Source organism: Streptomyces sp. KLMMK, from assembly GCF_036961605.1.
In the GTDB taxonomy this organism is placed as follows: domain Bacteria; phylum Actinomycetota; class Actinomycetes; order Streptomycetales; family Streptomycetaceae; genus Streptomyces; species Streptomyces telluris.
Genome location: NZ_JBAMDC010000212.1, coordinates 1 through 11,760, shown reverse-complemented (window position 1 = coordinate 11,760; position 11,760 = coordinate 1). Strand labels below are relative to the sequence as shown.

10 protein-coding genes are annotated in these 11,760 nt (G+C 74.4%); 6 read left to right on the top strand and 4 right to left on the bottom strand.

Annotation, left to right across the window (positions count from 1 at the left end; genetic code table 11):
• The first annotated feature begins 128 nt into the window (after window positions 1-128).
• From V7793_RS24810 to V7793_RS24800, 4 genes are all read left to right on the top strand, one after another.
• Window positions 129-1,895 carry an FAD-dependent monooxygenase gene (locus V7793_RS24810; RefSeq protein ID WP_336010078.1) on the top strand — a complete coding sequence of 589 codons (1,767 nt, stop codon included), beginning with the start codon at window positions 129-131 and terminating at the stop codon, window positions 1,893-1,895.
• 32 nt (window positions 1,896-1,927) lie between these two features.
• Window positions 1,928-2,014 (top strand): putative leader peptide, encoded by an 87-nt coding sequence (locus tag V7793_RS38260; RefSeq protein WP_372504864.1) that lies wholly within the window; start codon window positions 1,928-1,930, stop codon window positions 2,012-2,014.
• An 84-nt stretch (window positions 2,015-2,098) separates the two neighbouring features.
• Window positions 2,099-2,653 carry a cysteine dioxygenase gene (locus tag V7793_RS24805; protein WP_336010076.1) on the top strand — a complete coding sequence of 185 codons (555 nt, stop codon included), beginning with the start codon at window positions 2,099-2,101 and terminating at the stop codon, window positions 2,651-2,653.
• Window positions 2,650-3,030 (top strand): rhodanese-like domain-containing protein, encoded by a 381-nt coding sequence (locus V7793_RS24800; RefSeq protein WP_336010073.1) that lies wholly within the window; start codon window positions 2,650-2,652, stop codon window positions 3,028-3,030. The genes V7793_RS24805 and V7793_RS24800 overlap by 4 nt, the downstream gene beginning before the upstream one ends.
• An 87-nt stretch (window positions 3,031-3,117) precedes the next feature.
• On the opposite strand, the gene recX is transcribed toward V7793_RS24800, so the two are convergent.
• The 4 genes from recX to V7793_RS24780 all read right to left on the bottom strand — a co-directional run bounded on the left by recX (window position 3,118) and on the right by V7793_RS24780 (window position 6,436).
• Window positions 3,118-3,747 carry a recombination regulator RecX gene (gene recX, locus V7793_RS24795; protein WP_336010072.1) on the bottom strand — a complete coding sequence of 210 codons (630 nt, stop codon included), beginning with the start codon at window positions 3,745-3,747 and terminating at the stop codon, window positions 3,118-3,120.
• A gap of 3 nt (window positions 3,748-3,750) precedes the next feature.
• Entirely contained in the window at window positions 3,751-4,875 is a 1,125-nt protein-coding gene (gene recA, locus V7793_RS24790) for a recombinase RecA (protein WP_336010070.1), read from the bottom strand.
• Between the two features lie 186 nt (window positions 4,876-5,061).
• A complete protein-coding gene (locus V7793_RS24785; RefSeq protein ID WP_336010068.1) occupies window positions 5,062-6,186 on the bottom strand; it encodes an AI-2E family transporter in 1,125 nt (374 codons plus the stop codon).
• A gap of 55 nt (window positions 6,187-6,241) precedes the next feature.
• Window positions 6,242-6,436 (bottom strand): DUF3046 domain-containing protein, encoded by a 195-nt coding sequence (locus V7793_RS24780; protein ID WP_168091927.1) that lies wholly within the window; start codon window positions 6,434-6,436, stop codon window positions 6,242-6,244.
• Window positions 6,437-6,516: 80 nt separating this feature from the next.
• On the opposite strand from V7793_RS24780, the gene V7793_RS24775 reads away from it, so the two are divergent.
• Together V7793_RS24775 and V7793_RS24770 are read left to right on the top strand one after the other, a co-directional pair.
• Window positions 6,517-7,437, top strand: coding sequence for a hypothetical protein (locus tag V7793_RS24775; protein WP_336010066.1), 921 nt, complete (start codon window positions 6,517-6,519; stop codon window positions 7,435-7,437).
• A 105-nt stretch (window positions 7,438-7,542) separates the two neighbouring features.
• The coding region (locus V7793_RS24770; protein ID WP_336010065.1) for an ATP-dependent helicase at window positions 7,543-11,760 on the top strand (4,218 nt) is incomplete at its 3' end.

The following is an 11,760-nucleotide window of genomic DNA, read 5'->3' as shown; positions in this document are numbered from 1 at the left end:
GGTTGCATACGTTCTGTGATCGAGCACCGCGTTCCCCCCGTCGGATCCCGAACGTCCCGTACGCCCCGTACGTACCGTGGAGCCCCGGGCAGGGATCTCGGCCGCAGCGCGCACCGGGGAGCCGTGCCGTGGACCCGGTGATCGTCGTCGGGGCCGGCCCGGTCGGCCTCGTGCTCGCCCTCTGCCTCGCCCGCCACGACGTGCGCGTCGTCCTCCTCGACGAGGCCTCCGACGGCCCCGCGCCGGACGAGGAACGCCTGGCCCGGACGGTCGTGCTCGGCCCGGACACCGCGGCCATGGTGGAGCGGCTGGGATGCGCCACGCAGGACGGCACCCGCTGGGCGGGCTGGCGCACCCTGCGCCGCCGCGCGGTGGTCGGCCGGCTGGCGTTCACGAACCCCGGGGAAGCCGCGGAAGCCGGCGCGGCCGAGGGCGCGGTGGCAGCCGGCCCCTCGCCGCTGCACCTGCCGCAGCACGCGCTGACGCGGGAGCTGAAGGCCGCACTCGTCTCGGAGGAGAAGGTCCGGATCGTCCGCGGGGGCCGCCTGGAGAACCTGCGGCAGGACGCCTTCGGGGTCTCCGCCCACCTCCGCGGCGACAAGGGCTCCGCCTGGCGGGGCAGTTACCTGGTCGGCTGCGACGGCGCCCGGTCGACCGTGCGCAAGCTGCTCGGCGCGCGCTTCCCCGGGCGCACGGCCGTCGAGCGGTACGCGGTCGCCGCGCTCCGCGCCGAGCTGCCGTGGCCCGGCGAGGCCGTGCTGCACCGGTCGCCCGCACGGGGCGGGGAAGTGACGGCCCGTCCCCTGCCGGACGGCGTGTGGCGGCTCGACTGGCCGCTGCCGCCCGGCGGCGAACTCGTCACGCCCGACACACTCCTGGCCCGCGTGCGCGACTCGCTGGCCACCTGGTGCGAAGACGTCCCGCCGTACGAGCTCCTGGACACCGGCGTGCACCTCGTGCACCACCGGCTCACGCGCCGGATGCGCACCGGCCGCGCCTTCCTCGCCGGGGACGCCGCGCATCTGCTGGGCGCGCTCGGCACCCAGGGCCTGGACGAGGGGCTGCGCGACGCCGGGAACCTCGCCTGGAAGCTGGCCCTGGCCTGGCACCACGGCGCCTCCGAGGCCCTGCTCGACAGCTACCAGGCCGAGCGGCGCGGGGCGATCGGGGACCGGCTGCGCGCCGCCGACCGGGCGCTGCCGGCGGTACGGGGCGAGGGCGGGTGGAGCAGCGTGCGCCGCACGCTGGTGCCGGGCGCCCTGCGCGGGCACGACGAACTGCTCACCGACGGCCACCTCGGGCGCGGGCAGCTCAGCACACCCCCCTCGTACATCCGCACGCCCCTGGCACCGGCCGCACCGCCCGCCGGCTCCGTCGCCGTGGACACCCCGCTGGGGGCCCAGGCGGAGAACGTCCCGGTGACGGCGCCGGACGGCACCCTCGTGCGGCTGCGGGACCGGCTCGGCGGGGACCTCCTGGTGGTCCTGACGGCGCCGGGCAGCGGGGTGTGGGAGCGGCGGCACTGGGCGGACGCCGGGCTCATGCCGCAGCTGGCGGCCGCCGTCAGCGCCCTGCCCATGCGCGCCGAGTTGCTCGTCACCGACGAGTACCCGGGCGCTCCGGCCCACACGGTGCTGGTGGTGCGCCCGGACGGGCACCTGGTCGCGGCGCTCGCCGGCGTACGGCCCGCAGAGCTCTTCGCGTGCGCGGACGCCGTACGGGGCGGTGCGGCCGGCGGTGCGGAGCCCGCGGACGAGGGCCGGAGCGGCCCTGCCGGGGCCTCAGCGGCAGGTACGGGGGCGAGCGCGGCGGGCACGGCCTCCGGGGGCGGCGAGCGCGCGGGGAGCGCGCAGCCGCCGTCGGAAGCCCCCAGCGAAGCCGCAGCCAACCGTTGACCTGCACCGAACGCCATGGTTGACTACGGAACGTGACTGACACCGGCGCGCACTTCTGGCGGAGGGTCCATCTGGACCTGCTCCGCTACGCGGGCTGCGTCTGTCGTCCGTCCTGCTGATCCGCATTCCCTCCGCGCGGCCTGCGTGTGCGCTCTGTGCGCCGGCCGCCGCGCGCTCCTTCGCGATCACTCAGGACGGTTCCCGTGTTCCTTCCCCTGCCCACGCCCGTGCCCGGCTCCTCCACGGTCTCCCCCGGCTCCCCCGGCGCGCCCTCCGAGGCCGACCTGCTCGCCTTCGCCCGCCGTGCGGCCGCCGACGCACAGCTGGTCTCCTCCCTCCCGCTGGATCCCCGCGGCCGCACCTGGATGCGGCTGAACGGACCGGGTGACAGCGAGGCCTGGCTCATCGGCTGGCCGCCCGGCACCGGCACCGGCTGGCACGACCACGGCGGTTCGCACGGTGCGTTCGCCACCGCCGGCGGGGTGCTGACCGAGCACTCGCTCGCGGCCCGGATGCCCACCGACGGCTGGCGGAGCCTGGAGCTGACGGACGGCATCGACCGGGAGCGGCGGCTTTCCGAGGGAGAGGGCCGGGCCTTCGGCGCCCACCATGTGCACCAGGTGTTCAACGCTTCGGCGGAGCAGCACGCGGTGTCCGTGCACGCGTACTACCCGCCGCTGCCGCTGATGAGGCGGTACAGCCGCAGCGGGCCGGTGCTGCGGCTGGAGCAGGTCGAGTGGCCGGAGGAGTGGGCGTGAGGGTCGAAGAGCTCCTGGCGGCCGCCCGGGAGGGCCTGGACCGGCTCGGCCCCGCCGAGGCCGCGGCCGCCCAGGCCGGGGGCGGCCTGCTGGTGGACATCCGGTACGCGGCGCTGCGCGAGCGCGACGGGCTCGTCCCCGGCGCTCTGGTGGTGGAGCGCAACGAGCTGGAATGGCGGCTCGACCCGCAGTGCGAGCACCGCGCCGCCGAGGCGACCGGGCACGATCTGAGGGTGGTCGTGATCTGCAACGAGGGTTACGCCTCCAGCCTGGCCGCAGCCTCCCTGCGCCTGCTGGGCCTGCACCGCGCCACGGACCTGGCGGGCGGTTTCCAGGCCTGGCGCGCGGCGGGCCTGCCGGTGGACAGCGGGACGTGAAGCTCGCCGGAAGGTGACGGCTCGCCGGGACGTGACGGCGGCCCGCGGCGGCATGACCGCATCCGGCGGGCGCCGCCGCCGTGGGGCCTATACGTCCGGCAGGCAGTGGTCCAGCAGCTCCGGGTCCTCGCCCTCCTCCTCCAGCGCGCGGCGCACCACGCGCAGGGCGAGGCCCTCGGAATAGCCCTTGCGGGCGAGCATCCCGGCGAGGCGGCGCAGCCGCTTCTCGCGGTCCAGCCCGCGGGTGGCGCGGAGCTTGCGCTCGACCAGCTCGCGGGCGGTGTGCTCCTCCTGCTCGGCGTCGAGCTGCCCCACGGCCTCGTCGATCACGGCGGAGTCCACGCCCTTGGTGCGCAGCTCGCGCGCCAGGGCCCGGCTGGCCAGGCCCCGGCTGTGGTGCCGGGACTCGACCCAGGCCCCGGCGAACGCCGAGTCGTCGATCAGGCCCACGTCCTCGAAACGGGACAGGACCTCCTCGGCGACCTCGTCCGGGATGCCCCGCTTGGCCAGGGCGTCCGCGAGCTGCTTGCGGGTGCGCGGGGTCCCGGTGAGCAGGCGCAGGCAGATCGCCCGCGCCTGCTCCTCGGGCCGCGGCGGTGCCCCGTCGTCCCCGGCCCTCGACGGGGAGGGGGCGCCACCGCCGGTACGGTCGTCCACGTCCGGTCCCGGAGGGTCTTCCCCGGCGCCCGGCCGGGGGTACTCCCATCGCCGTGTCATGGATCAGCTCTTGGCAGCCGTGGCCTTGGCCGCCTTCGCCGTGGACTTCGCCGGGGCGGGCACGGACTTGGCCGGCTCGGCGGCCTCGGCGCCCGCGCCGTCCGCGGCGGGCTCGCCGTCCTTGTCCCCGGGCTTGACGCCCACGCCCAGCTTCTCCTTGATCTTCTTCTCGATCTCGTTGGCGAGGTCGGGGTTGTCCTTGAGGAAGTTGCGGGCGTTCTCCTTGCCCTGGCCGAGCTGGTCGCCCTCGTACGTGTACCAGGCGCCGGCCTTGCGGATGAAGCCGTGCTCGACGCCCATGTCGATCAGGCCGCCCTCGCGGCTGATGCCCTGGCCGTAGAGGATGTCGAACTCGGCCTGCTTGAAGGGCGGCGCGACCTTGTTCTTGACGACCTTGCAGCGGGTGCGGTTGCCGACGGCCTCCGTGCCGTCCTTCAGGGTCTCGATGCGGCGGATGTCGATGCGCACCGAGGCGTAGAACTTCAGCGCCCGGCCACCGGTGGTGGTCTCGGGGGAGCCGAACATCACGCCGATCTTCTCGCGGAGCTGGTTGATGAAGATCGCGGTGGTCTTGGACTGGTTGAGCGCGCTGGTGATCTTCCGGAGCGCCTGGCTCATCAGCCGGGCCTGGAGACCGACGTGCGAGTCGCCCATCTCGCCCTCGATCTCCGCGCGCGGCACCAGGGCCGCGACGGAGTCGATGACGATCAGATCGAGCGCGCCGGAGCGGACCAGCATGTCGACGATCTCGAGGGCCTGCTCGCCGTTGTCCGGCTGGGACAGGATGAGGTTGTCGATGTCGACGCCGAGCTTCTTGGCGTACTCGGGGTCCAGCGCGTGCTCGGCGTCCACGAAGGCCACCGTGCCGCCGGCCCGCTGCGCGTTGGCCACGGCGTGCAGGGTCAGGGTCGTCTTACCGGAGGACTCCGGTCCGTAGATCTCCACCACACGGCCGCGCGGGAGGCCGCCGACGCCGAGGGCGACGTCGAGAGCGGTCGACCCGGTGGAGATGACCTCGATCGGCTCGTTCGGCCGCTCTCCGAGGCGCATCACGGCGCCCTTGCCGAATTGCCGTTCAATCTGTGCGAGCGCGGCGTCCAGCGCCTTCTCGCGGTCGGTGCCTGCCATGGGTTCCACCCGGTTTGCTTGAGTCGATCGCTTCACGTCCACGACGCTAACGCCTGCCACTGACAATGCGCCCGGGCGTCGCTCCCGCCTGTGGATAACCCGGCCCGCGAGGGGCCCCGGGACGCGGTCCCGCACACGGCTCCACGGCGCCGGGGAACCCATAAGAATGGATGTTCGATTTTGCTGTCAAGCGCGCCACTCCGGGCCCGGCGCCACCTCGTACCGCCTCACATACGCGCCGAGGAAGGCCTGGAGCGTCGCCGTCGCCGGGATGGCCACCAGCGCTCCCACGGCCCCGAGCAGCGCGGCGCCCGCCACCACCGACCCGAAGGCGACGGCGGGATGGATGTCGACGGTCCGCGAGGTGATGCGCGGCTGCAGCACGTAGTTCTCGAACTGCTGGTAGACCACGACGAAGCCGAGCACCCAGACCGCGTACCAGGGGTTCACCGTGAAGGCGAGCAGCACGGGCAGGGCACCCGCGAGGTAGGTGCCGATGGTCGGGATGAACTGGGAGACGAAGCCCACCCAGATCGCGAGAGCCGGGGCGTAGGGCACTCCCAGGATGACCAGCAGCACGTAGTGGGCGAGGCCGGAGATCAGCGCCATCAGGCCGCGCGAGTAGATGTAGCCGCCGGTCTTGGCGACGGCGAGCTCCCAGGCGCGCAGCACCTCGGCCTGCCGGCGGGGCGGCAGCACGGAGCACAGGGCGCGGCGCAGCCGGGGCCCGTCGGCCGCGAAGTAGAACGAGAACAGCAGCACGGTCAGCAGCTGGAACAGTCCGCCCAGGACGGTGGCCGAGATGTCCAGGACGCCGCTGGCGCTGCTCTTCACGTACCGCTGGAGCCATTCCGAGTGCAGCAGGCTCTCCTGGACCGCGACGCGGGACAGGCTCGTGCGGAACACCCGGTTGACCCACTTGATCACCGAGTCCAGGTAGGAGGGGAAGTTCTCCACCATGGTCACGATCTGGTCGGCGAGCATCGAGCCGAGCAACGCGAAGAAGCCCGCGACGACGACGGTGACGGCGAGGAAGACCAGGCCCGTCGCGAGCCCGCGGCGCATGCCGCGGGCGGACAGCCGCGATACGGCCGGCTCGACGGCCAGGGCGAGGAAGAAGGCGATCAGGATGTTGAGCAGCAGGCCGATGAGCTGCTGGAAGGCCCAGACCGCCAGCATGAAGCAGGCGAGCAGGGCGAGCGCGGTCACCATCGCGCGGGGCAGCCAGCGCGGCATGGCGGCGCCGGTGTCGGTGCCGGACGGTTCGGGCGGAGGCGGTGGGGCGGGTTCCGGAGCGGGGTCGTCTGCCACGCCGCAAGTGTGGCCTATCGGATGAAACGGAACCCCGCGACAGCCACCCGGTATGTCACCGTCTGTCCTCGGGGACCTCCATCGCCCTGCACACCGCGCGCCACACGTCCTTGGCGTTCCAGCCGGCGTCCAGGGCCTGGTGCACCGTCCTCCCGCCCAGCTCGGACATCACGTGGTCGCGTGCGAAGGAGTCGGCGTACGCCGCGCCGAAATGATTCGCCATCCGCTGCCAGAAAACCGTCAACCGCATGCGCCCAGTATCCCGCCCCTGAGGGTGCTGCCCGGCACGAGGCGCTGACCTGGGGCCGTTCCCCGCCCTACGGTCGGTGCATGGCCCGATCCGGAACATCCCCCGCAGTCCGTGCCGAACAGTTCATCTGGCTGACCGCCCGCGTCCTGGAGCAGCGGAGATTCGCCTTTCACTTCCTGGACGGCGACCCCGGCGCCGTGGAAGCCGCCCTGACGGCCTACCTCGGCGAGGACGGCGGGTACGGCTTCGCCCTGGAGCCGGATCTGCGCGGCCCGGTGAGCCAGCCGCTGCACACCGTCTACGCGCTGCGCGTCCTCGACGAGATCGGGCTCTGCGGCGACCGGCGCATGGAGCGCGTCTGCCGCTACCTGACGTCCGTCTCCACCTCAGACGGCGCGCTGCCCGCGCTCCACCCCTCGCTGCGGGGCTATCCGGCGGCCCCGTGGATCCCGGTGGTGGAGGACCCGCCGAGCGACCTGCTGGCCACCGGCCCCGTGGTGGGGCTGCTGCACCGCAACGAGGTCTGGCACGCCTGGCTGTTCCGGGCGACCGACTTCTGCTGGGCCGCGGTCGAGTCCCTCGGGAACGGGACGAGAACTCACCCGTACGAGGTAGAGGCGGCCGTCGCCTTCCTGGACGGGGCACCCGACCGGGCGCGTGCCCGTACCGCGGCCGAGCGCCTCGGCCGGGTCGTGCGGGAGCAGCGGCTGGCGGTCCTGGACCCTGCGCGCGTGGCCGACTACCCCGTCGCGGAGGGGTACGCCCCGGGCGAGCACCACTACCCGCACGACTTCGCGCCCACCCCGGACTCGCCGGCCCGCCCCTGGTTCACCGATGCCGAGCTGGACCGCTCGCTGGACTTCCTCGCCGCCTCGCAGCAGGAGGACGGCGGCTGGCCGATCCGCTGGCGCGAGTGGGCCCCCGGCACCCGCCTGGAGAGCCGGCCGATGGTGACCCTCGCCGCGCTGCTGACCCTGCGCGCGTACGGCCGCACCGTGTGACGGCCGCCTCCGCCGCCCCTCCCCCGCGGCGCCCGTTCCGCCCGGCCGTATGGGCTGACCTGCGGGTCCGGGGCATTGTCAGTGGTGCGGTGCACGATGGGTGGCATGGCGGACGAGACGGCGGCCGGTGCGGCGGCGGGTGCGGACGGGGCCCTCGCGGGGTTCTCCCCGGCGACGCGCGCCTGGTTCACGGGAGCCTTCAGCGCGCCCACGGCGGCGCAGGAAGGGGCCTGGCGGGCCATCGGCGAGGGGTCGGACGTCCTGGTGGTCGCGCCGACGGGGTCCGGCAAGACGCTGGCGGCCTTCCTCGCCTCGCTCGACCGGCTGGCGAGCGCCCCGCCGCCGGCCGAGACCAAGAAGCGCTGCCGGGTGCTCTACGTGTCCCCCCTCAAGGCCCTCGCGGTGGACGTGGAGCGCAATCTCCGCAGCCCGCTGACCGGCATCCGGCAGGCGGCCGTCCGCCTGGGGCTGCCCGAGCCGGAGGTGCGCGTCGGGATCCGCTCCGGCGACACCCCGCCCGCCGAGCGCCGGGCCCTCGTCAACCGCCCGCCGGACATCCTGATCACGACGCCCGAGTCGCTCTTCCTGATGCTCACGTCCGCCGCGAGGGACGCGCTCAAGGGCGTGGAGACCGTCATCCTCGACGAGGTGCACGCGGTCGCGGGCACCAAGCGGGGCGCCCACCTCGCCCTGTCCCTGGAGCGGCTCGACGTCCTGCTGCCCCGCCCCGCGCGGCGCATCGGCCTCTCCGCGACGGTCCGGCCGGTGGACGAGGTGGCCCGCTATCTCTCACCGCAGCGGCGGGTGGAGATCGTCCAGCCGCCGTCCGGCAAGGAGTTCGACCTCTCGGTGGTCGTCCCGGTGCAGGACCTGGGCGAGCTGGGTGCGTCACCGGTCCAGGACGGCGGTGACGCCAAGGACAGGCCGTCCATCTGGCCCCATGTGGAGGAGCGGATCGCCGATCTCGTCCAGGCGCACCGTTCCACCATCGTCTTCGCCAACTCCCGCCGGCTTGCCGAGCGGCTGTGCAACCGGCTGAACGAGATCGCCTACGAGCGCGCCACGGGCGCGCCCCTGCCCGAGCACCACTCCCCCGCCGAGCTGATGGCCGAGTCCGGCGCGGCCAAGGGGGCGCCGCCGGTCCTCGCCCGCGCGCACCACGGCTCGGTCTCCAAGGAGCAGCGGGCCCTGGTCGAGGAGGACCTCAAGGCGGGCCGGCTGCCCGCCGTCGTCGCCACGTCCAGCCTGGAGCTGGGCATCGACATGGGCGCGGTGGACCTGGTCGTCCAGGTCGAGTCGCCGCCGTCGGTGGCCTCGGGGCTGCAGCGGGTCGGCCGCGCGGGCCACCAGGTCGGCGCGGTGTCCACGGGCGTCGTCTTCCCCAAGTACCGGGGAGACCTGGTGCAGGCGGCCGTGGTGACCGAGCGGATGCGCTCGGGGGGCATCGAGTCCCTGCGGGTGCCCGCCAATCCGCTGGACGTCCTGGCCCAGCAGGTCGTCGCCATGGTCTCCGTCGACACCTGGGACGTGGAGGAGCTCCTGGCCCTGGTGCGGCGGGCCGCCCCCTTCGCGTCCCTGCCGGAGTCGGCCTGCACGGCGGTGCTCGACATGCTCGCGGGCCGCTATCCGTCCGACGCCTTCGCCGAACTGCGGCCGCGCCTGGTGTGGGACCGCGTCGCCGGTACGGTCACGGGCCGCCCGGGCGCGCAGCGGCTCGCCGTCACCTCCGGCGGCACGATCCCCGACCGCGGGCTGTTCGGCGTCTTCCTGGCCGGCGCGGATTCCAAGGAGGGCGCCAAGGGCGGGCGCCGGGTCGGCGAGCTGGACGAGGAGATGGTCTACGAGTCACGCGTGGGCGACGTCTTCACCCTGGGCACCACCTCGTGGCGGATCGAGGACATCACGCGCGACCGCGTCCTCGTCACCCCCGCGCCCGGCGTCCCGGGGCGGCTGCCGTTCTGGAAGGGCGACCAGCTGGGGCGCCCCCTCGAACTGGGCCGCGCCTTGGGCGCCTTCCTGCGCGAGGTCGGCTCCGCCGACGCGGACGCCGCCCGGGAGCGGCTCGCCTCCGCCGGCCTCGACACCTGGGCCGCGGACAACGTCCTGGCCTACCTGAGCGAGCAGCGCCAGGCCTGCGGGCACGTCCCGGACGACCGGACCATCGTCGTGGAGCGCTTCCGCGACGAGCTCGGCGACTGGCGCGTCGTCGTCCACTCGCCCTTCGGCGCCCAGGTGCACGCCCCCTGGGCACTGGCCCTGGGCGCCCGCCTCGCCGAGCGGTACGGCATGGACGCCCAGGTGATGCACGCCGACGACGGCATCGTGCTGCGGCTGCCCGACGCCGACCTCATGGGCCTCGACCTGCTGGATGCCGACCCCGCCCGCAAGGGCACGGAGTACGACGGCGAGCAGTCTCCCGTCGGCGCCGCGGACGTCGCCTTCGACAAGGGCGAGATCGACCAGATCGTCACCGACCAGGTCGGGGGCTCGGCCCTGTTCGCCGCGCGCTTCCGCGAGTGCGCCGCCCGGGCCCTGCTGCTTCCCCGGCGCAACCCCGGCAAGCGCACCCCGCTGTGGCAGCAGCGCCAGCGCGCCACCCAGCTGCTGCAGGTCGCCGGGGAGTTCGGTTCATTCCCGATCATCCTGGAGGCCGTCCGCGAATGCCTCCAGGACGTCTTCGACGTCCCCGGTCTCACCGAGCTCATGGGCGACATCGAATCGCGCCGCGTCCGGCTGGTGGAGGTGACCACCCCGGAGCCCTCCCCGTTCGCCCGCTCGCTGCTCTTCGGCTACGTCGCCCAGTTCCTCTACGAGGGCGACTCGCCGCTCGCGGAGCGCCGTGCCGCCGCCCTGTCGCTGGACTCGCGGCTGCTCGCCGAGCTCCTGGGCCAGGCCGAGCTGCGCGAGCTGCTCGACGCGGAGGTGCTGGCCGAGCTGGAGCGCGAGCTGCAGTGGCTGACGGAGGACCGGCGTGCCAAGGACCGCGAAGGCGTCGCCGATCTGCTGCGCCTGCTGGGCCCGCTGACCGATGCCGGTCTCGCCGGGCGCGGCGCCGACCCGGCCTGGGTGTGGGAGCTGGCGGAGTCCCGGCGCGCCGTCCGCGTACGGATCGCCGGGGAGGAGCGCTGGGCGGCTGTCGAGGATGCGGGGCGGCTGCGCGACGCCCTGGGCACGGCCCTGCCCGTCGGCGTCCCCGAAGCGTTCACCGAGCCCGTCAAGGACCCGCTGGGCGACCTCCTCGCCCGCTACGCACGCACCCACGGCCCCTTCACCTCGGCCGAAGCCGCCGCCCACTTCGGCCTGGGCACGGCCGTGACCGACGGCGCGCTGCAGCGCCTCATGGCCGGCGGCCGCGTCGTCCAGGGCGAGTTCCACCCCTCCGGCATCGGCCAGGAGTGGTGCGACGCGGCGGTCCTGCGCAGGCTGCGCCGCCGCTCCCTCGCGGCGCTACGGCACGAGCTGGAGCCCGTACCGCCCGCCGCGCTGGCCGCCTTCCTCCCCCAGTGGCAGCACGTCGGCACCCACAGCCTGCGCGGCGTGGACGGCCTGCTGCGCGCGGTCGAGCAGCTGCAGGGCGCGCCCGTCCCGGCGTCGGCCCTGGAGAAGCTGGTGCTCCCCGGCCGCGTGCGCGACTTCTCCCCGGCCATGCTCGACGAACTCACCGCGGCGGGCGAGGTGGTGTGGGCCGGCGCCGGCGCCCTCCCCGGCAAGGACGGCTGGGTGTCCCTGCTGCTCGCCGACGCGGCCCCGCTGCTGCTGCCCGAGCCCCACCCGCTGGAGCTCTCCCCCGTCCACCAGGCGGTGCTCGACGCGCTTTCCGGCGGCTACGGCCTGTTCTTCCGTCAGATAGCCGAGCGCGTGCGCGCCGCCGTCCCCGACGTCACGGAGCCGCAGATCGCCGACGCCCTGTGGGACCTCGCCTGGTCCGGCCGGCTCACCAATGACACCCTCGCCCCGCTGCGCGCCCTCCTCGGTTCGGGGCGGACGGCGGGTTCCACGGCGCACCGTGCCAAGCGCGCGGTGCCGCGCGGCCGTTACGGCTCCTTCACCGCGCGCGGCGGCCTGCCCACGTCGCCGACAGCCTCCCGTGGGGGCCCTCCCACGGTCGCGGGCCGCTGGTCCCTGCTGCCCGGGCACGAGCCCGATCCCACGCACCGCGCCCACGCCCTGGCCCGTACGCTCCTCGACCGGCACGGGGTCGTCACCCGCGGAGCAGTGGCCGCCGAGGGCGTGGAGGGCGGCTTCTCCGCCGCGTACCGCGTGCTGTCCGTCTTCGAGGAGAGCGGCCAGGCGCGCCGCGGCTATGTGGTCGAGGGCCTGGGG